The organism is Flavihumibacter sp. CACIAM 22H1, assembly GCF_001601815.1.
In the GTDB taxonomy this organism is placed as follows: Bacteria; Bacteroidota; Bacteroidia; order Chitinophagales; family Chitinophagaceae; genus Flavihumibacter.
In genome coordinates, this window is record NZ_LUKG01000029.1 from 21,969 (window position 1) to 41,507 (window position 19,539).

Consider the following 19,539-nt stretch of genomic DNA (forward strand, 5'->3'; position numbering starts at 1 on the left):
CTTCTGCAGCCATGGCAGCTTCCTGCTCTTCCAAACTTATTCCCTGCGAATCGGCCAGGCTTTGCGCCAGGCTTTTTAACCTTGCCGTGGCGGTAAATCCGGGCAGAACATTATTTACAGTGATGCCGTATTTCCCCAATTCATTGGCCATTGTTTTGGCCCAGGAAGCTACGGCCCCCCGAATAGTATTGGAAACGCCCAGGTTATTCAACGGTATTTTTACTGAGGTGGAAACAATATTAATAATTCTGCCATAACCAGCAGCAATCATGCCCGGCACCAGGATTTGTACCAGCGACTGGTTTACCAGGATATGCTGCTGGAAGGCAGCCAGAAAACTTTCCGGTGCTGCATCAATAACTGGCCCGGGTTTAGGACCACCAGTATTATTAACGAGGATATGTATACGCTTTTTTGCAGCCAATTCCTGTACAGCATGGCGCACCTGTTCCCAATCCGAAAAATCAGCTATGGCATAGGAATGCACCTGGCCCTTGGAAGTATCCAATGCCTCCAGCGCTGCCTTCAGGCTGTTTTCATTCCTGGCTAATAAAATGCAGGAGGCCCCCAATAACGACAGTTCCTTTGCAGTGGCTAATCCTATGCCCTGGGAACTGCCACCGACCAGGGCTGTTTTATTTTCGAGAGATACTATCATGCAATACGTTTAAGCAACTACTTCCACCACGCGGGTAGCTTCAAGGCTGGCATTTCGCATCGCAATACTTCTGGCAGCAAGGCCTGCAAAATGCGTGAACGCTTCCTTGGTAATTGCATCATCCGACATCATTATAGGCATTCCTTTATCGCCACCTTCCCGGATAGATTGCACCAGGGGAATTTGGCCGAGGAAAGGAATATCATATTCTTCCGCCAGTTTTTTGCCGCCTTCCTTTCCGAAAATATAATAGCGGTTCTGCGGTAGTTCTGCCGGGGTGAAATAACTCATATTTTCAACGATCCCGATTATAGGCACTTTAATCTGGGCCTGACCAAACATGGCAATTCCTTTTTTTGCATCTGCCAAAGCCACATCCTGCGGAGTAGTAACCACCACAACACCGGTTACAGGTACAGTTTGCATTAAGGTAAGGTGTATATCTCCGGTACCGGGCGGCATATCTATCACCAGGTAATCCAATTCATCCCAGAACACATCGGTAACAAACTGTTTGATAGCACTGCTGGCCATGGGACCACGCCAAACCACTGCATTTTTTTCATCTACCAGTAACCCGATCGACATTAATTTAATGCCATACCGCTCTAAGGGTACAATTAATCCTTTTTCACCTCCTGCCATCATTTTAGGGCGTTCGCCTCGTACCCCAAACATGATGGGAACGCTGGGCCCGTATATGTCCGCATCCATCAGCCCCACTTTTGCACCGCCCTGTGCCAGTGCCAGGGAAAGGTTGGCCGCCACTGTGCTTTTTCCAACGCCTCCTTTGCCACTTACCACGGCAATAATATTTTTTACTTTTGGCAAAATCTGACCAGGGTCTGTTCTTTTGCTATTGGTATTGGCTGTAAAATTTACCGTAACCTGTGCCTCTTTATTAACGAGTAATTTAACTGCATTAATGGAGGCATTTTTCATCAGGTCTTTCATTGGACAGGCAGGCGTGGTCAGCACAATGGTAAAACTTACCTCATTCCCATTGATCTTCAGGTCTTTTACCATATTCAGGCTCACAATATCACTTCCCAAATCGGGTTCCTGCACATTTCCCAGCGCTTTTAATATGTCTTCTTGCGTCATTATTTCTATATTAATGGAGAATTTTAGTGCAAAATTAACCAATGGTATCGGTAATTTGTTGAAGCAGATACCTCGATATATTATATTTGATGCAATGAAGCGAATTTTATCTCTTATCATAGTAAGTATTTTTTGCATTTGTAAGCAGGCTTCTGCGCAATTTGAGACCATGAAGGATTCAGTGGTGATGTTGTATGGTGTGGTTATGACAGCCGATAGCCTGGATGGTATTCCTTCAGTGAGTGTATCCATCAAAGGCAGCGGAAGAGGAACCATTACCAACGACCAGGGGGTATTTTCGATCGTTGCACTTAAAGGAGATATCATAGAATTTACGAGTGTGGGGTATAAACCTAAACTGGCAGAAATTTCCCGCAACCTGGAGGGGAATCAATTTAGTGTGGTTCAGCTGATGGTAGTAGATACCCAGTATTTACCCATGACCATTATTCGGCCCCGCCCCACCAGGGAGCAGTTTGAACGGGATTTTGTGAATATGACCGTTGCCGACGATGATCTTGAAATAGCCCGAAAAAACACGAATGAACAAACCCGCAGGGCTCTAATGAGTATTCTTCCTGCGGATGGAAAAGAAGCTGCCAATTACGCGCTTCGACAGCAGGCTACCCGATATTCTTACCAGGGTACCACGCCTCCTATTAACCTCATGAACCCCATGGCCTGGGCTGAATTTATCAAATCCTGGAAACGGGGTGATTTTAAAAGAAAAAACTAGCCCTTATTTTTACGGCCTAAATCATTGCTATGTTTAATCAGATTGCTGTTATTGGTGCAGGCACCATGGGAAATGGTATTGCTCATGTTTTCGCTCAGTATGGATTTAACGTAAACCTGGTAGACCGGGATCCTGCCCAATTGGAAAAAGCAATTTTAACAATCACAAAAAACCTGGAGCGCCAGGTTGCCAAAGAACTGCTTACGAAAGAAGCAAGTATACAAACCCTGGCAAGAATAAATAAGGTTCAACAACTGGCGGAAGGAGTACGCACGGCCGATCTTATTGTTGAAGCTGCCACTGAAAACACCGATCTCAAGCTTTCGATTTTTAAAGAGCTGGACCAACTGGCTCCGGAAACTGCTATCCTGGCCACCAATACGTCCTCCATCTCCATTACAAAAATTGCCAGTGCCACCAAACGACCGGAAAAAGTGATCGGCATGCATTTTATGAACCCGGTTCCGGTAATGAAACTGGTTGAAATCATCAATGGCTATTCTACCGATGCTGCTGTAACGCGCAAATTGTGGCGCTGAGCCAGCAGCTCCACAAAGTACCGTCTGTGGTAAACGATTATCCAGGCTTTATCGCCAACCGCATTTTAATGCCCATGCTCAATGAAGCAATTTACAGTTTGTATGAAGGTTGCCGGTGTGGAAGTCATTGATACGATTATGAAGCTGGGTATGGCTCATCCTATTGTCCCCCTCCAATTGGCTAATTTTCTTTGGCTTGATTCCTGCCATAGTATTCTCACTGTTTTGTACGACGGCTTGGGAAATCCTAAATATGCCCCCTGTCCCCTGCTTACCAATATGGTTACTGCAAAGAAATTAGGCGTAAAATCCGGGGAAGGTTTCTATGTTTATACACCGGGTTCCAAAGAACTGGTTGTATCTCCCCGATTCCGATAACAATAGAAGGGCTGTAATGGTCATCCCGCTTTTTGCGGTTTCATGCCGAAAAATCAACGATTTAACGGAATTCGCTGGTTTAGCTTCTTATTAAATAAGAATTTTACGCAGCCATTCAGTACCAGCATTCCATTAAACCTTTGAACATGAAAATGGCTTCAATTTTACTGTTGTTAGTAGGACTTTCCCTGGCCACCGGCTTATGTGCAGGTTATAAGGCCCGTTGCGGTCATAGCCACCCTACTAATGAAACGCCCGCTATCCTGCCAATAAAGGATACTGAAATCCTGGAACTTTCTGCATTAAGTGTGTTGGTGTATTAAGTACTGTCCTTTTGATCCTTTTGCGGTAGAATCCGGTAATCATCGGAATTAATTCCTTTGATTCCGGATGGGCGTTTACGGCCTCCGGTTGAATCTTTTTGTAATTCGGGGCGGGTGGTGGAAGAAACCGTATCTAACCGGGTGCTATCCGGCCGGCCGGTTGCAGTTGTTAAGGGAATGCTTGATTGAAGCAGAGAACTGGAATCAAAAAAACCTGGTACAAACAACTGTGAAGCTGGTTGCGCCACGGTATCCTGAACTGCGGTAGCAGTGCCTTCTGCCGAACGCAATCCGTCTTTTTTCGTTTGGAGGGCTTTGTCTGCAGATAGAGTCGGCTCGTTAACAGCAGAAGTGTCGGGGTTTATAGCCGACGGCAGTTCTTGAATTTCCTGTGTGGGGGTACCTGTGTTTAAACTGAGGCGGTATAACAGGAATAGGGCTATTCCGCCCAGGAGAACTAACAAAGACCAACCACTTATTCCAGCCATCGGTCCGCCAACGGCCGGCCCTGTAACCGGCTCTCCACCCTCATCCGGGCCTCCGCCACCAAAATCGTCATCGTCCGATGGTTGGTCCGTATCCAGCTCAGTACTTATCCGCAGCCAGATCATATCCGCCATTTCCGGTAAGGGAGGCAGTTCTTCCAGCTTGCTGGCAATTAATTGTTCATATGGAAAAGTAGCGTTCATGAAGGAGATGCCTCCTGTAATTTTTTAATGAGTTGTTTTCTTGCTTCACTCAGGTGCCATTTACTGGTACCTTCACTTATCTGCAGCTTCTCTGCAATTTCACGGTGGTTATACCCATCCACTGCATATAATACGAATACGGCATGAGTTGCAGGAGGAAGCTGCTGAATTATTGTCATCAGTTCCTTGGCATTTAATTGCTCTATAGCGGAATTATTGATATTGGGTGCAGCCGCTGTTTCAAACTCAAGCTCCATTTCCCTGCCAAATTTTGAACGGGCTTTGATATGATCCAGGCCTTCGTTGATGACAATTCGTCTCAACCAGGTTTGAAAAGAAGCAATTGATGCATCAAAACTTTTGATACTCTTAAAAACCTTTACGAAGGCCTGGCTCACAATATCTGCAGCATCTGCATCATCTCTCGAATATCGTTGTGCTATAATCATCGCATAGGAATAGTACTGGCGGTATAAATATTCCTGTGCCTTCCGGTTGTTGGCAATACAACCATCAATGATTACCTGTATGTCAAGTGTTGCACTCAAGTATTAGTCAGGTCCTGTTTTCTTTTTAAAACTAAGGAGGAAGACGCTGCTGCCAGCACCATCTTATACGCAGGATCCAGGTCATTTAGTATCCATATCTGGTTATCCAACACATCCACGATTCCTACTACACCTCCATCTATCCGGATTTCATACCCTGCAAAAGCCGGTCCGCCAAGTACCTTAACATCCTTCCCTTTTGTATTCGTATAGGTACCGATTCTTAAGGTTTCAATGGAAAACTGAAGATCGCCATTGGTAATATAACCCAACTCTTCATACTCGGCAGATCTGCCCTCTTTATGAACCAAAACCAGTTGCCAGGGCTCTGGTGCTGCATCCGCAACCAACATAATTGCTGCGGAAAAAGCATATTGCAGCCCGGTTGACCTGGCAACTTCTCCCCAACGCGGATCTTTATTTTTATATACCAGTTGTCGTTCATTAAATTTCTCCAACGCAAATACTGCTGCTTGCTGCTTTCCATTGGTTATGGTGAACTGTAGTTTATTTTTCTCCGAAAGGGTTCGGTTATCTGTATTTATATCAAAAACTTTCAGCAATTGCTCTTCCGGTTTAAAACTAATCCGGCTATTCTGCCATACGCTGCTGAAATCCCAGCCCCGTTTTACGGAGCTGGTTTGATATTCCCCAAAATTCAGCTGCTGGTTGATCATCCACCCCTGTACGCCTTTAACTTTCATAGAAGTGGCAGCAGATTTAAAGGAATCGGGAACAGCAACTTTTGCAGCAGTACAGGAAGCTAAAAAAACGCAGCAGATTATATAAAACTTTTTCATACCTGGTGGCTTAACTAAAATTAATTACTATATGTGAAAACTGTCTTTTTCCGGAACAAATCCTGGTTATTGGTATAACTTTTAAAATAGGTATACAATATTTCGGGATAACCATCTGCATTGTAAACATATTCATACTTATACGGAATAGAGGTAGGTACAGCGCCCGCATACCCCGCATTTCTGCCCGTAAGGTTATTTTTGGATACATTGGTGAGGTACATATCCGGAAACAACTTGTTAGTAGCTCGTGGATTGATGTGCTGATCGTACTGAAAGCTTCCCCCTTCACTAGCCCCGGTAGAAGACTGCGCCCGGTAGCTTATTTTGTTTCCGCCGGAAAAAGTAGCGGCGTATTGCAGGGCATGGCCATTATCGAATAGCATGTATACGTCAGTAACCAAGCCCTCTGTAGACGCCGCTTCTTCAATTACACTTGTGGTGGTTTGATCATAGCTGCTTGTATTAATATGCGTTATTTTACCATTCGCAGCGTATTCATACTGTGTTTGCCCTATCAGTTTTTGAGCAGGATCGTAGCGTTTTACGCCGGTAAGCTGGTTTCCGCTGTAAACGCCAAAATCTGAAAAAATGTACTGTAACTCCGCACTTTGTGGCTTTTTCTGGTAATAAGTAACAGACCCTAACTGGCCATCGGCACGCATGGTATAAACCGTCTCAGACTCTTTTCGCCATTGCCCCATAACCTCCAGGTATGTTTGTTCAACACTAAGCCATTTCCTGTTTTTCTCTGCCTCCAGACGAATAACTTCATTATCCAATAACTCCTGGCGGCTGAACGATTTTTTTACGGGTACATTCCAGAGGCTGGTTGAAATTTCATAAGAAACGGCTTTTTCATTCAGGCGGATTTCCTCTTCCACACTAGCCCGTTCAATCCTGCGTGAAACTTTTTCGCCGGAAGCCAGGGTGGTGATCAGGTCAAGGGTTAATACGGGCACTTCATATACCAATTCTCCCACCCTCAATTGCGTAGAAACAGCCAATAGATGCCCGTTGCGCGGAAACAGCGAAGCAGCGTATCCGAAATCGACCGGTGCCACCAGTTCATCTACCGCTATCACCTGTGGTTTGAAAATACTTACCGCTTCACTGATCGGATGTTGCTGCGGCAATCCAACCTGGATGGAGCTAAACAGGCGAGACCCTGCCAGGGGCGTTGCATACAAGGCCTTATTAGCTTTTTTTACAACTAATTGCGTCATTGTGTAACGCTCTTTTTCAACCTTGGCTACTGCAGACTTCCATTGGTAGGAATCGGGGTTGGTTTTACCGATTCGCAGTACCTGATTTTGCCACACGGCCTGCCCTTTCTGATTAACAAGGGTAATAAAAACGTCCAGGCTATCTTCCGCATGATGTTCAGGAAGGCTAAGCTCAAGTTGAAAAACACCCGCATTGTCTACCGGAACAGGTACTGGTTTGGTGGGAGTAATAACGTCCTCATTTTTAGAACAGGAGGTAAAGAATAAAATACCGAAAAGGAAAAGGTTTACTACTTGTTTCATGATTGTATATTGTTTTAACTATGCACTATACCTTTATTGTTCTCAAAAGGGTTGGGTATATTTCTTGTGTTTTAAATAATTTTAACAATTAGCTCTTTTTCCTATGCTTCCACTCCTCTCAAAATTTGTGGCCTTTTTCATTTCGCCGGCCAATTGGATTATTCTGCTGGCTGTTTTATACCTCCTCGGCAAACCCGAGCGCTGGAGAAAAAAAATTGGAATCAGCCTCATTGGTCTTACCTTTTTCTTTACCAACCCGGCAATTTTTTACATAACACTAACTGCCTGGCAACCAGCATTCAGGCCAGCTACCGGTAACTATTCGGCGGTTATTCTTCCGGGAGGATTATCGAGTTATGATAAAAACGGGCAAGGATTTTTCGGGCAGGCTTCGGATCGGTTTATTCAGGCCACAAAACTGGTTCATACCGGTGTAGCGGAAAAGATAATTGTGACAGGCGGAAATGGCTTCCTTAACCGCAAACTCCCGCCGGAAGCGACTTTCGTTAAAGAAGAGTTAATGCAAAATGGTATTCCTTCGTCTAAAATATTTGTAGAAACACAGAGCCGTACGACCCGCGAAAACGCATTGTTCACCAAAAAACTCATCGACAGCCTGGCCCTTAAAGGCCCCTTTATACTGGTTACCTCAGCCATGCATATGCGAAGATGCCAACTGGAATTTGCAAATGCCGGAATACCCACCACTGCCCATGCTTCCAACTATGAAGTAATTAATGGATTTCAGCAATGGTACGATTGGATATGGCCGGATTTTGGGCAGCTTGACAAATGGAACCGGCTTATTAAAGAAGTGGTTGGATGGGTCGTTAGCTCCTTGTAACCTCAACGGTATGCAGCTCTTTTAAGCGGTATAAAACTTCTTCCTCGCGGTTAAGCGGCACACCGACCGTAAAATGGCAGAATAACTGTACCTCCTGTTGAAGAATTGAACAATTACATTGTTTCACAATCATCATTACCTCGTTCATGGTGGTATAATCGAATTGTAGCCGATAAGGATGTTCAATTGTTTTCTGAACAAAGGGAATGGTTTGCAAAACCAGGCTGGCCGTAGTTTTATAGGCATTTATAAGTCCGGGTACCCCTAATAAACTTCCCCCAAAATAACGCACTACTACCACCCCCAGATTGGTCAGTTCTTTACTATCGATCTGGCCCAGAATTGGTTTACCGGCAGAACCTGAAGGCTCGCCATCGTCGTTTACCCGGAAGCTGTTGCCATCCAGGCCAATGCGGTAAGCAAAACAGTGATGAGTGGCTTTGGGATGTTCTTTTTTTAGTTGTTCCAGTTCCTTTTTAAACTGCTCGGGGCTTGTAACAGGGAATGCATAGCCGATGAACTGGCTTCCTCGATCCCGGAATTCCGCTTTCCCCTGTTTTTCTATAGTAGTATAAAAGGTCTTGTTTGCCATAAGTGCCACTCGAAGCAGCGCGCAAAGGTACAGGATTAAGGGCTAGAAAGCGGTTCGTAACAGAATACCTGGTCCGTTCCGGCTAAAAAACTCTTTTTCAATACAGCATGAACCGGCCTGGGAGCCGGGTAGCCCTGATCCAGCACCAGGCTTGCAGAACGGATCTGCCGGATCTCATCCCAATACCCCGCCGCCAGGAAATGGTTAATGGTAGTAGTACCTCCTTCCACCAGTACAGACAAAATAGCTCGTTGGTAACAATCGGCTAATAATTGCGGTAAAAAAGCCTGCTCCTTTGCCAGCTGAACCCATTCGACCTGCCCTGCAATGCCGCTTTTCAGGAAATTGTAAACGATGGTTTTTCCGGGTTCTCTGAACAACCGCCGGTTTTCCGGCACTTTTAAGTGTGGGTCGATAAGTAGGCGCAGGGGATTATTGCCTTTTACCAGGCGAACCGTTAATGCAGGATCATCCGTCAGTGCCGTAGTTGCCCCAATCAGAATAGCGGCTTCCTCTGCCCGCCACCGATGCACCAGTCTGCCGGCCAGTGGCCCGCTGATGGCAACCGGTTCCCGGTTGCCGGTTGCAATAGCCTGGTTCAGGGATTCGGCCCATTTCAGGAGTATATAGGGGCGTTTCTTTTGATGAAAGCAAAAAAAACGGGCATTTAATTCCGCCGCCGCAGTTGCTTCCACCCCCAACTGCACCTCTACCCCTGCTGCTTTTAACTTTTCAATTCCTTTTCCATCTACCTGATCAAAAGGATCTCTTAGGGCAATCACCACTTTTTTTATTCCCTCCCGAATCACCAGGTCTGCACAGGGCGGTGTTTTTCCGAAATGCGCACAGGGTTCCAGCGAAACATATAGTGTACTTTCGGCAATTAAAGGGCGGTCTGCCGGCATTACCGAACCAATGCAGTTAACTTCAGCGTGTGCCTTTCCGTATTGCTGGTGGTATCCTTCCCCAATAATCCTGTTATCGTGCACCAGCACAGCTCCTACCAATGGATTGGGAGCAACATTTCCTGCACCCAGTTCCGCCAGTTGCAGGCAGCGTTTCATATAAAGCCGGTCTTTTTCCATTTATTAGTAGTTATTGGAGTAGGCGCATCCTGTATGCATTCATAGCCGTATTGCCCAGCTTACGTACCAACCGGTAATTTACGACCAAGCCAACCGGTGCTCCAATTACGGGGATGAGTTGCGCCAGTTTGGCAATATCAAGATAATCGCGGTACTCCTGTTGAAAAGCTCTCCATTCAAACTGATGAATATCATCCGGTAAAAGGTCGGCCTTCTCTTTCCAGTGTTCTATTTTTTGGTAAATTTTTTGACGATGCTCCTGACTCGAAAATGCCAGTTCCAGGATATGCAGTATATATACCCGCTCTTTATAATCTTTTACATCAAACCCATACATACTTGCTATATCAAACAATAACTTCAATTTTAATCCAAGCAGAATGGGGAAATCAGCCAGCCCCAGTAACAAACCACCAGCACCCGTTACGGCGCCTTCAACGGAAGCAGTTTTCTGGTACCAGTCGATCCGCTCTTTCACAGCTGCTTCGCGCGCCCAGAACGAGGAAGACTCCAGGGGAACGGGGCTGGTATACTGAGCGCCAAATAATACGGCCCTGATCATTTGTTTTATTGTAGTGGTAACAGCCTGGTGTACTTTTTCCGGAATCCAGCTATTTACCTTGTTCTGCCAGGACTTGGAAAGCCGGTTAATGAACCCGGGCGAGGATTGCATTTCCCGTTGCCAGATCCAAAGTTCCTGCCTTATAAGGTCTTCATATCCTTGCATGAAGGCAATTTCCTACAATTCCCCGGCTTTTAGCGCTTTAAATGCATAATCTGCTGCCCTGGCAGTTAGTGCCATATAAGTTAAACTGGGATTTTGTGTAGCGGTGGAGGTCATGCAGGCGCCATCGGTTACAAACACATTCTTACAGGCATGTAATTGATTCCATTTATTTAACAAGGAGGTGGCAGGATCTAGGCCCATACGCACGCCACCCATTTCATGAATATCCAATCCAGGTGCCTGTTTAGAATCAAAGGTTTCAATATTTTTAAACCCGGCAATGGTAAACATTTCAGTCATCTGCTCCAGGTAATCTTTAACCATCTTTTCATCGTTCTCATCGTATTCCATGTTTATATGCAGTAACGGAATACCCCATTCGTCTTTTTTACCGGAATCCAGGCTTACCTGGTTGCTTTGTTTTGGAATTGTTTCTCCCATCATGTGTGAACCAACTTGCCAGGCACCGACCTGGGGGTTCAGAAGATTTTTCTTTAGCTCTTCTCCCCAGCCATCAGCCGCCTTATTGGGGCGATATGCACCAAAACCCGCAGCATACCCTCTCAAAAAATCGGTCTCCTGCTTTTTTACATTCCTGAATCTTGGCAGATAACCGCTGTTAGGTCGTCGGCCACCGGAACTGTTTTTATCGGCAAATCCTTCATATTCTGCGGATACCCTTGCCCGGTAGTTATGAAAAGCTACGTATTTGCCCAGCAAACCATTTTCATTACCCAGGCCTTCCGGAAAACGCGACGATTTCGAATTCAATAAAATAAGATTGGTATTTAAGGCGGCGGCATTTACGAATATGACCGGAGCAAAAAATTCGGTGGCTTCTTTGGTGATAGCATCAATAACCCGCACCCCTTTTGCTTTTTGCCGGGCCTCGTCGTATATAATGGAATCAACCACAGAATTGGGCCTAAGGGTTAACTTACCCGTACGCATTGCCCAGGGTATAGTAGCGCTGTTACTGCTGAAATACCCCCCAAAAGGACATCCGCGCTGGCAAAGGTTCCGGTTCTGACATTGTGCCCTGCCCTGTTCCAGGTGAATGGGCTGAGGGGCCGTAATATGCGCTGCCCTTCCTATAATAACCGGCCGGTTAGCATAGGCCGCCGCCATTTTTTTTGAAAAATAATCTTCCACACAATTCATTTCCATGGCCGGTAGAAACTCTCCGTCGGGTAAAATATCGAGCCCGTCTTTGTTTCCGGAAATACCGGCAAATTTCTCAACATAACTGTACCAGGGTGCCAGGTCTTTGTACCGGATAGGCCAGTCAACAGCAAACCCGTCTCTTGCCGGACCTTCAAAATCATATTCGCTCCATCGCTGGGTTTGCCGGGCCCAAAGAAGAGATTTACCCCCCACCTGGTACCCTCGTATCCAGTCGAACGGTTTATCCTGTATATAAGGGTGTTCTTTATCCTTAACGAAAAAATGCAAGGCATCTTCACGGAAAGCATAACACTTGCTCACTACCGGGTTGGCCTCAATTAGTTCACGGGTAAGTTGCCCCCTGTGTTCAAACTCCCAGGGCATTTTATTGGTAGTCGGATAATCTTTCAGGTGTTTAACATCTCGTCCTCTTTCCAATACCAGGGTTTTTAAGCCTTTTTCGGTAAACTCTTTAGCAGCCCAACCACCACTGATCCCCGATCCTATAACAATTACATCATATGAATTTTCCTGTACGCCTTTAGTATTTAGGTACCCCATACTTAAGATTTTGAAGTGGTGCTGTTCAACTCAACGCAGCCATAATATTTTCCTGGCACTAATTGATACGGTAATAAATTCGTCATTACATATTCGGACTGTGAATAACCCTGTATTACCAGCCGACGGAAGCTTGAAAGAAAAGAAACCAGGTCCTGTTGTTTGTTTTTTTCGGCTGCCGCCAGGAGCGATGCCGGGTCTTTTAGATCTGCCGGCAATTGTTTTAATCCGGCTATAAAGGCTTCCTGTTCTTCTTTAAGCATGCAATCATCCACCATTTTCAGGGCAAACAGATGAGCGCCCAATTCCGCAGCACCTGGCGAATCGGTAGGCGGAATGATGGAGTCTGCCAGTTCTTTTAACACTTGTTCCTGGGAGGGTGTTACCTGAATAGTATGCAATTGGATAGATAGCTTGCCTTCCTTGTAAACACAGGATGGCATAAAAGCCAATCCTCCTCCTATTATCAAAAACTGCCGGATAACCTGACGTCGATCCATAGTAATAAAATCTTGGTTCAGAAGATAGTGTTGAAAGATAGGAAAATTTCAATGTCCGCTTCGAAATTGTCGATTTTTTTGACCCAGTAATAGGGTAAATTTGCCGGCTAAACGGGCCTTCTTGAGTACACCGATATTTCTTTTGACACCTCCCTTTACGCAGTTGAACACGCCTTACCCGGCCACTGCTTATTTGAAGGGTTTCCTGAATACCCGGGGCATTGAAGCTGCTCAGGCAGACCTGGGTATTGACTTAACCCTGGCTGTATTCAGCAAGCAAGGGCTTATTGAATTATTTGCACAGGTTGATCCCGCAACAGAGAAAACAGCCAATGCCCAGCGCATTTACCGGTTGCGGCATAGCTATATTCAGACAATAGATTCCCTGATCCGGTTTTTACAGGGAAAGGAACCCACCCTCGCCCACCGTATTGCACGCAGAAGTTTTCTGCCCGAAGCCGGGCGGTTTGCGCAACTCGATGACCTTGCCTGGGCATTTGGTGCCATGGGAACCCAGGACAAAGCCAAACACCTGGCAACTATGTACCTGGAGGATCTGTCTGATTTTATCCAGGAAACTGTTGATGAACATTTTGGGTTCAGCAGGTATGCGGAGAAACTGGCCAGGTCAGCCAACCAGTTTGATGAGCTTTACGCCTACCTGCAAAAGCCCCCTGGATTTATCGATCGCAAAATGCTGCATTTACTCGAAGCATCTGTACAGGCACACCAACCCAACCTGGTTGCCTTTTCGGTACCCTTTCCAGGCAATCTTTTTGCGGCATTACGGTGTGGTCAATACCTGAAAACACAGCATCCGGGCATTAAAATAGCCATGGGCGGCGGGTTTCCGAATACTGAATTACGTTCTCTTAAAGATCCGCGTGTATTTGAATTTATAGACTTTATTACTCTTGATGACGGTGAAGCACCGCTGGAGCAACTGCTGTTATACATCGATGAAAAAATACCGGCTACCGAACTCAAAAGAACTTACCTGTTGGAAGGAGATACGATTCGCTTTTTCCAGCATGGCGGCTGCCGGGATTATAAACAAACAGAAACCGGCACGCCGGATTATACCGGACTTCCACTCGATGCTTATATACAGGCCATCGAAATCATTAACCCCATGCATTCCTTATGGAGCGATGGGCGTTGGAACAAACTTACGATGGCCCACGGATGTTACTGGGGCAAATGCACTTTTTGCGATATCAGCCTGGATTATATTCGTTTATACGAACCCGTTACAGCCAGTCTTATTGCCGACCGCATGGAAGCGCTTATTCAACAAACAGGCAATAACGGATTTCATTTTGTTGATGAAGCAGCCCCTCCTGCCCTGATGCGTGCCCTTGCGCTGGAAATATTACAACGAAAACTGATCGTAAGCTGGTGGACCAATATCCGTTTTGAAAAAAGTTTTACCCGCGATCTTTGTTATCTGTTAAAAGCTTCCGGCTGTATTGGCGTATCGGGCGGACTGGAAGTTGCTTCCGACCGCCTGCTTGCATTAATTGACAAAGGAATTACCGTTGCCCAGGTTGCAAAAGTCAACAAACACTTTACCGAAGCTGGCATTATGGTACATGCCTACCTGATGTATGGATTCCCAACTCAAACCGACCAGGAAACCATTGATTCGCTTGAAATGGTCCGTCAGCTATTTGCAACCGGTGTGTTGCAAAGTGCCTTCTGGCACCAGTTTACCATGACCGCACACAGCCCGGTTGGACTGAACCCCGATAAATACCAGGTAAAAGCAATTAAGCCTGTACATATCGGGTTTGCCGACAATGATGTGGAACACGAGGACCCGACCGGCGCAGACCATGCAGCTTATGGGTATGGATTAAAAAAATCATTGTTGAATTTTATGCATGGCAACTGCCTTGACTATCCGTTGCACAAATGGTTTGATTTTAAAGTTCCGAAAACCAGTATTGCACCGAACTATATTCAACAAGTGCTGGAAGAAGAGGAATTACCCGCAACTAAGCCAGGAACCAAAATTGTTTTCACCGGGGAATTACCTGCATCTGAAATGGTCATTAAATCCAAGAAAGGCCAGCAATGGGAATTGATGGAACTTCATTTTGAAACAAGCCAATCCACCCATACCATCCGGCTGCAAAAAGAAGAGGGAGCATGGCTGCTTGCCACACTCCCTCAGTTACAGATCGGTTCTGGTAAAATCAGCACCCGGCAGGAAATTCAAATTTCCTATGAAACGGCCGGTTTACCAGACTTTGAATTATTCTGGGACAACAAACCAATGAATACTATGTATAAAGCTGGCTTGTTCCAATTCTAAAGTTTAATCGCGGCTGCTTAATTTGCTCAAAAGGCGCAGCATTTCTACATACAGCCAAATAATTGTAACCATCAGGCCGAATGCGCCAAACCACTCCATGTATTTGGGCGCTCCCATCTTTACCCCTGTTTCGATCATATCAAAATCAAGGATCAGGTTTAATGCCGCAATAGCTACCACAAATAACGAAAACCCAATACCTAACAAACTGCCTTCATGCAGAAAAGCTATATCCACTCCAAATAAACGGAGCACCATTGCAATCAGGTAAAAAATTGCGATACCGGCCGTAGCTGTAAATACGATGGATTTAAATCGTTCCGTGGCTTTAATAGTTCCGGTACGGTACAGTACATACATTGCAAGTACGGTACCGAATGTTAAGGCAACTGCCTGCATTACAATACCAGGTGCAACCGCTGCAAACGCATCTGAATAAACCGCAGAAATACCACCCACAAACACCCCTTTTACCAACCCGTAGGCAGGCGCAGCATAAGGGCCCCAATGAGGACGAAAACTAATGGCCAAAGCCAATACCAGCCCTACAATGGCCGCCCCAATTACCCAGGGCATAACATTCACCCCTTCAAAATAAGCTTTCCAGGTAAGTAAGGCAGAAGACATAAGAAGGAAAAAAAGGAAAATGAACTTATTCATTGTACCTCTTTCAGTCATTGCTTCAGCAGCATTTCCTACAAGAGAAGCTTCGAATTTTTTTTCAGATAACGCCGGATTTCCAGATTTAAATAATGCCATAGAATCATGTTTGAGCAGCCAAAATAGTAAAAATCATATAGAAACAAAAACGGGGACCACCGCCTTTTAACCCTTTTTGTTTATTCCACCGGGCTTGCTCCTACTGATTTCCGCAATGCGCGCTGCTGACGGCGAAGATTTTTTTCCTGCCTTTTCTTTTCCTTTTTTAATTTCTTTTCGGATCTATTGAGCCTCTTTTTCTGCTTTTTAGCTTTTTTGGCAGCTTTTTTTGATTTCTTCTCTGCTTTTGCAACACGTCGTTCCTGCTTTTTAAAATCCCCGGTCTGGGCATGTGATACTACCGGAACCGCCAATGTAGAAAACAGTAACACCAGTAAAACACCTGTTCTTTTGATCCAATTCATACTGCTTCAATTTATAAATATGATTAAATAGGTACTAAAAACAACTGAACTTTTATTTAGTTAAGCCCCAAACGTTAAAATACATTAGCGCAGCAACAACAATTTCCTGATCCTTTTTTTATAGTTCCGGTTGATGGGGTAGCTGCGTTTAGGGGTAATATTATTAAAAACAAGGGCTACCAGTAATAATACAAGTGCGCCGCTTAATACCGGGAAGAAGATATAGGTATATCCTAAGAGCTTTATTTTATCTGAGCCGATCACTGCCAGCAGTGCGGTAGCGCCGCCAGGTGGATGCAGTGTTTTAGTGAACTGCATGGCTATAATTGACAGTGAAACCGCTAATGGCGCAGTTATCCAGATAATATCCGGCAGCAACAACTGAATGCTTACACCGATGAACGCGGATACCAGGTGACCGCCGATTAAATTCCTTGGTTGGGCTAATGGGCTTTGAATAATTCCGTAGACCAATACACTGGATGCCCCAAAGGAGCCGATCAGGAATAAGCTGTCTGAATCTTGCAGGGCATGACTTTGCCAAAATGCAATAATTCCAATACCAATAAAAGAACCGAGGAACGACCAAAACTTTTCTTCTCTGTTAACAAGTGTTTCTTTATAATAAATGTACCTGGAATAACGAAGGGTTCGTTTGAATCGTTTCTTAAACATGGTCACCAAACATTGAACTTATTTCATCTTACGTACGTTGATGGCGCTGTATCCTTTCGGACCACTTACCACTTCAAAGTTCACTTTATCATTTTCCCCTAAACGGGTTTGCATCTCGTTTACATGAACAAAAATACTTTCCTGGGTCTGTAAATCACGGATAAAGCCAAACCCTTTGGCCTCGTTCATAAAAGATATAACCCCTGACCGGATCAGGTCTTCCGGCGATAATTCGGCCTGTTTAGGTACGCTGATCTGGATATCTTCAACATTTATCTCCACTTTTGCAGAAGGGTCTGGCGGCGTGCTGACAATATTGCCATCTGCGTCAATATAAGCCATCATATCTTCCAGAGACTTCCCTTTTTTGGCCTCTTGCTTCCGCTCATCCTTGCGTTCTTCCTTCTCCTGCTTCTTTTTCGCCCGCTTTTTCTCCATTTCCTTCTTATTGAACGACTCTTTCGACCTGGCCATACGCAAATCTTGTTTGGTGAACAATGAAGGTCGGATTTTTATCCGCCATCTGCAAAACTTTCGTATACCGCCATGCCCCCGTCAATAAAGATGCTGGCCCCGGTTATATAATCCGAATCATCGGATGCCAGGAAAACAGCCAGGTTGCCAACATCCTGCGGTTCACCTATCCTGTTATAGGGGATCAGTGTCATCAGCTGCTGGTAAGCCTGGGGCGTTTCCCAGGCAGCCTTGTTAATGGGGGTTCGGATGGCACCCGGGCAAATACTATTCACCCTGATCTGCCGGGGTCCGTATTCCTGTGCCAGGCTTTGCATCAGCATTTTAATGGCGCCCTTGGATGCCGCGTAGTTTACATGTCCAGCCCATGGAATTAATTCATGCACCGAGCTCATGCAGATAATTTTTCCACAAGCCCTGGAACGTTCGGGTTGCAAACCTCTGCGTAGAAATTCGCGGATTGCTTCTCTGGCGCAGAGGAACTGACCGGTAAGGTTTACATCAATCACTTTTTGCCATTGTTCCAGGGTCATTTCATCAAAAGGGGCATCCTGCTGCAGGCCTGCATTATTCACCAGGATATCCAGGGTGCCGTATTGTTGAATTATTTCCCCAAACATAGAAAACACTTCTTCTTCCCGGCTTACATCGGCTTTTATTGCAATGGCGTCAGAACCACCGGCCCGAATTTCTGCTGCAACTTCCTCCGCCGAAGCAGCGCTGGAGGCATAATTTACAATTACCGCAGCCCCTGCTTTCCCTAATGCAATTGCGATAGCACGTCCTATTCCTGAGCTACCACCTGTAACAAGGGCCACCTGCCCTTTGAGTTTTTTTTCAGTCATAGCATAAATTACAAAAAAATTGGGCCAGTGCGCCTACCTTTACCCGATCAAACAAGGCCCCGTTTTTGGCTACACCACGCGATCATATTATACGGCAACTCAGCCCTCTTTACGGAAAACAGGAAGCCGACCTTATTTCAGGCATGCTACTGGAAAAAATCACCGGGTTATCCAAACAGTCGTTGAGACAGCTTACTGCGGCCGATCTTTCCGATAAGCAGCAATGGCAACTGGAGGAAATGCTGGAACAATTATTAAAACACCGCCCGATCCAATACGTACTGAATGAGGCCTGGTTTCAGGAAATGCCGTTTTTTGTGGATGAACGGGTTTTAATTCCGCGTCCTGAAACAGAAGAATTGGTAGAATGGATAATCCGGGACTATAAACTGGCAGACGCACCTCTGATCCTGGACATAGGATCGGGTAGTGGTTGTATCCCCGTCAGCCTGGCAAAAAAACTGCCTGCCGCCCGGATTTATAGCTGTGATAGCAGTGCTGCAGCCTTAACTGTGGCGGCATTAAATGCAAGCCGCCTGCATGCTGATATACACTGGCTGGAACTGGATTTTACACAGGAGGCAAGCTGGTCATCTTTGCCAAACCCCACCTGTATTGTAAGTAATCCCCCTTATATTCCTAAGAAAGAAGCGGCTACCATGAGTCGGCATGTAGTAGAGTTTGAGCCCGGCATGGCCCTTTTTGTACCCGATGAGGCCCCCTATCTTTTTTACACGGCAATTGCCCGTTTTGCCATGGAACGATGCCAGCCCGGTACAGGAGTTTACCTGGAGATTCATGAATCACACGCCGTAGGCGTCAGACAGGTGTTAGAACAAACAGGTCTGAGGCAGGTGGAAATACGAAATGATATGCAGGGTAAAGAACGAATGATCAAGGCCATCCGCCCCTAGTTATTGCACCCCGTTTTTATCAACCGCTAAAACAGAACGAGCCCCCAGCTCACGGGCAACCCGCATCACCGCTACCACATTTTCAATAGGCACCTGCTTATCGGCATTAATTACGACCGACGGCTGATCCGTTTCCTTAGCCAGGATGGGTTGCAACTTCGCTTTTAACTCCTCCATACTTACTTTGGAAGTACCCACAAAAAACTGATTATTAGCATCAATTGAAACCACTACGGTTTGTTTTGCCTTCGTATCACTCTTAGCTTTCGGCTGAGAAAGTTTGATCACATTCGGATTAGCCAGGGTAGATACGATCAGGAAAAACAGCAACAGAATGAACAGGATATCATTCAGTGCGCCGGTATGTACCTCGGCATGGCCTCTTAAACGTCGTTTTAAGTTCATGCTTTTCC

The 19,539-nt window shown here is 45.6% G+C and carries 22 protein-coding genes and 1 pseudogene; 6 read left to right on the forward strand and 17 right to left on the reverse strand.

All coding sequences use genetic code 11. The features are described from left to right. Together A1D16_RS10005 and A1D16_RS10010 are read right to left on the reverse strand one after the other, a co-directional pair. On the reverse strand, nucleotides 1–658 hold a 658-nt coding region (locus A1D16_RS10005), incomplete at its 3' end, for an SDR family NAD(P)-dependent oxidoreductase (RefSeq protein ID WP_290709222.1). A gap of 9 nt (nucleotides 659–667) precedes the next feature. Continuing rightward, nucleotides 668–1,762, reverse strand: a complete 1,095-nt coding sequence (locus A1D16_RS10010; protein ID WP_290709223.1) for an Mrp/NBP35 family ATP-binding protein — start codon at nucleotides 1,760–1,762, stop codon at nucleotides 668–670. Between the two features lie 94 nt (nucleotides 1,763–1,856). Between A1D16_RS10010 and A1D16_RS10015 the strand changes: the two genes are divergently transcribed. From A1D16_RS10015 to A1D16_RS10030, 3 genes and pseudogenes are all read left to right on the forward strand, one after another. Continuing rightward, nucleotides 1,857–2,498 carry a carboxypeptidase-like regulatory domain-containing protein gene (locus A1D16_RS10015; protein ID WP_290709224.1) on the forward strand — a complete coding sequence of 214 codons (642 nt, stop codon included), beginning with the start codon at nucleotides 1,857–1,859 and terminating at the stop codon, nucleotides 2,496–2,498. A gap of 29 nt (nucleotides 2,499–2,527) precedes the next feature. After that, nucleotides 2,528–3,415 (forward strand): annotated as a pseudogene (locus A1D16_RS21700) (3-hydroxyacyl-CoA dehydrogenase NAD-binding domain-containing protein). Nucleotides 3,416–3,561: 146 nt separating this feature from the next. After that, on the forward strand, nucleotides 3,562–3,738 hold the full coding sequence (locus A1D16_RS10030) for a hypothetical protein (protein ID WP_290709227.1): 177 nt from the start codon (nucleotides 3,562–3,564) through the stop codon (nucleotides 3,736–3,738). On the opposite strand, the gene A1D16_RS10035 is transcribed toward A1D16_RS10030, so the two are convergent. From A1D16_RS10035 to A1D16_RS10050, 4 genes are read right to left on the reverse strand one after another with little or no spacing between them, the layout of a single operon-like run. After that, the gene (locus tag A1D16_RS10035) at nucleotides 3,735–4,427 is read right to left on the reverse strand and encodes a hypothetical protein (protein ID WP_290709228.1); all 693 of its coding nucleotides are present in this window, start codon (nucleotides 4,425–4,427) and stop codon (nucleotides 3,735–3,737) included. The two genes, A1D16_RS10030 and A1D16_RS10035, sit on opposite strands and share 4 nt — an antisense overlap. Beyond that, the gene (locus A1D16_RS10040) at nucleotides 4,424–4,975 is read right to left on the reverse strand and encodes an RNA polymerase sigma factor (RefSeq protein ID WP_290709229.1); all 552 of its coding nucleotides are present in this window, start codon (nucleotides 4,973–4,975) and stop codon (nucleotides 4,424–4,426) included. The genes A1D16_RS10035 and A1D16_RS10040 overlap by 4 nt, the downstream gene beginning before the upstream one ends. Beyond that, complete coding sequence (locus A1D16_RS10045) at nucleotides 4,972–5,775, reverse strand: hypothetical protein (protein WP_290709230.1); 804 nt, start codon at nucleotides 5,773–5,775, stop codon at nucleotides 4,972–4,974. The genes A1D16_RS10040 and A1D16_RS10045 overlap by 4 nt, the downstream gene beginning before the upstream one ends. Nucleotides 5,776–5,795: 20 nt before the next feature. Continuing rightward, on the reverse strand, nucleotides 5,796–7,304 hold the full coding sequence (locus A1D16_RS10050; protein WP_290709231.1) for a hypothetical protein: 1,509 nt from the start codon (nucleotides 7,302–7,304) through the stop codon (nucleotides 5,796–5,798). Between the two features lie 103 nt (nucleotides 7,305–7,407). Between A1D16_RS10050 and A1D16_RS10055 the strand changes: the two genes are divergently transcribed. Continuing rightward, nucleotides 7,408–8,148 carry a YdcF family protein gene (locus A1D16_RS10055; RefSeq protein ID WP_290709232.1) on the forward strand — a complete coding sequence of 247 codons (741 nt, stop codon included), beginning with the start codon at nucleotides 7,408–7,410 and terminating at the stop codon, nucleotides 8,146–8,148. Here A1D16_RS10055 and A1D16_RS10060 read toward each other — a convergent pair. From A1D16_RS10060 to A1D16_RS10080, 5 genes are read right to left on the reverse strand one after another with little or no spacing between them, the layout of a single operon-like run. Next, the gene (locus A1D16_RS10060; RefSeq protein ID WP_290709233.1) at nucleotides 8,135–8,740 is read right to left on the reverse strand and encodes a YigZ family protein; all 606 of its coding nucleotides are present in this window, start codon (nucleotides 8,738–8,740) and stop codon (nucleotides 8,135–8,137) included. The genes A1D16_RS10055 and A1D16_RS10060 overlap by 14 nt on opposite strands. 35 nt (nucleotides 8,741–8,775) lie before the next feature. Continuing rightward, entirely contained in the window at nucleotides 8,776–9,825 is a 1,050-nt protein-coding gene (ribD, locus tag A1D16_RS10065) for a bifunctional diaminohydroxyphosphoribosylaminopyrimidine deaminase/5-amino-6-(5-phosphoribosylamino)uracil reductase RibD (RefSeq protein WP_290709234.1), read from the reverse strand. Nucleotides 9,826–9,835: 10 nt separating this feature from the next. Beyond that, nucleotides 9,836–10,552, reverse strand: a complete 717-nt coding sequence (locus A1D16_RS10070) for an EcsC family protein (protein WP_290709235.1) — start codon at nucleotides 10,550–10,552, stop codon at nucleotides 9,836–9,838. A 12-nt stretch (nucleotides 10,553–10,564) separates the two neighbouring features. After that, entirely contained in the window at nucleotides 10,565–12,277 is a 1,713-nt protein-coding gene (locus tag A1D16_RS10075; RefSeq protein WP_290709236.1) for a GMC family oxidoreductase, read from the reverse strand. Nucleotides 12,278–12,279: 2 nt separating this feature from the next. Next, nucleotides 12,280–12,777 carry a gluconate 2-dehydrogenase subunit 3 family protein gene (locus A1D16_RS10080; RefSeq protein ID WP_290709237.1) on the reverse strand — a complete coding sequence of 166 codons (498 nt, stop codon included), beginning with the start codon at nucleotides 12,775–12,777 and terminating at the stop codon, nucleotides 12,280–12,282. Between the two features lie 121 nt (nucleotides 12,778–12,898). On the opposite strand from A1D16_RS10080, the gene A1D16_RS10085 reads away from it, so the two are divergent. Next, nucleotides 12,899–15,094, forward strand: a complete 2,196-nt coding sequence (locus A1D16_RS10085; protein ID WP_290709238.1) for a radical SAM protein — start codon at nucleotides 12,899–12,901, stop codon at nucleotides 15,092–15,094. 3 nt (nucleotides 15,095–15,097) lie between these two features. Here the strand turns inward: A1D16_RS10085 and A1D16_RS10090 are convergent, their stop codons facing one another. From A1D16_RS10090 to A1D16_RS10110, 5 genes are all read right to left on the reverse strand, one after another. Then, the gene (locus A1D16_RS10090) at nucleotides 15,098–15,853 is read right to left on the reverse strand and encodes a Bax inhibitor-1/YccA family protein (protein ID WP_290709239.1); all 756 of its coding nucleotides are present in this window, start codon (nucleotides 15,851–15,853) and stop codon (nucleotides 15,098–15,100) included. An 80-nt stretch (nucleotides 15,854–15,933) separates the two neighbouring features. Continuing rightward, a complete protein-coding gene (locus tag A1D16_RS10095; protein ID WP_290709240.1) occupies nucleotides 15,934–16,218 on the reverse strand; it encodes a hypothetical protein in 285 nt (94 codons plus the stop codon). Between the two features lie 84 nt (nucleotides 16,219–16,302). Next, entirely contained in the window at nucleotides 16,303–16,893 is a 591-nt protein-coding gene (locus tag A1D16_RS10100; RefSeq protein WP_290709241.1) for an HPP family protein, read from the reverse strand. Nucleotides 16,894–16,911: 18 nt separating this feature from the next. Next, entirely contained in the window at nucleotides 16,912–17,367 is a 456-nt protein-coding gene (locus A1D16_RS10105) for a cold-shock protein (protein WP_290709242.1), read from the reverse strand. Nucleotides 17,368–17,405: 38 nt separating this feature from the next. Continuing rightward, the gene (locus A1D16_RS10110) at nucleotides 17,406–18,212 is read right to left on the reverse strand and encodes an SDR family oxidoreductase (protein ID WP_290709243.1); all 807 of its coding nucleotides are present in this window, start codon (nucleotides 18,210–18,212) and stop codon (nucleotides 17,406–17,408) included. 65 nt (nucleotides 18,213–18,277) lie between these two features. On the opposite strand from A1D16_RS10110, the gene prmC reads away from it, so the two are divergent. Then, the gene (prmC, locus tag A1D16_RS10115; RefSeq protein ID WP_290709244.1) at nucleotides 18,278–19,126 is read left to right on the forward strand and encodes a peptide chain release factor N(5)-glutamine methyltransferase; all 849 of its coding nucleotides are present in this window, start codon (nucleotides 18,278–18,280) and stop codon (nucleotides 19,124–19,126) included. Here the strand turns inward: prmC and A1D16_RS10120 are convergent, their stop codons facing one another. After that, complete coding sequence (locus A1D16_RS10120; protein WP_290709245.1) at nucleotides 19,127–19,531, reverse strand: biopolymer transporter ExbD; 405 nt, start codon at nucleotides 19,529–19,531, stop codon at nucleotides 19,127–19,129. Between the last annotated feature and the right edge of the window lie 8 nt (nucleotides 19,532–19,539).